Origin of the sequence: Psychrobacter proteolyticus, assembly GCF_038155145.1 — a bacterium.
GTDB classification, from domain to species: Bacteria; Pseudomonadota; Gammaproteobacteria; order Pseudomonadales; family Moraxellaceae; genus Psychrobacter; species Psychrobacter proteolyticus_B.
In genome coordinates this window covers 1-220 of record NZ_JBAKAY010000136.1, presented here as the reverse complement: position 1 = coordinate 220, position 220 = coordinate 1, and the positions used below count along the sequence as shown (strand labels likewise).

Sequence of the window (220 nt, the reverse complement as noted above, 5' to 3'; positions counted from 1 at the left end):
GGCGCCGGGCACCAGCCCAGCCAGCTGAGTACTGCCGCCATCGATCAGCTTCATGCGCTGACCGAGGCAGATCTCGTTGGAATCCCGATCACAGGCGAGAATCTCGCCGCGATGACCCGCCGCACGCAATGCGGCGGCAAGCGAGCCACCGATCAACCCCAGCCCGACCAGCAGGATACGCCGCTCGCCGGCCAGCCGCTCCGAGGACAGCATGTCCGCC

General features: G+C 68.2%; 1 protein-coding gene. It reads right to left on the bottom strand.

The window, feature by feature from the left end:
• Window positions 1-220 (bottom strand): hypothetical protein (locus V6252_RS13265; RefSeq protein ID WP_341610751.1); only part of this gene is annotated, 220 nt, incomplete at both ends.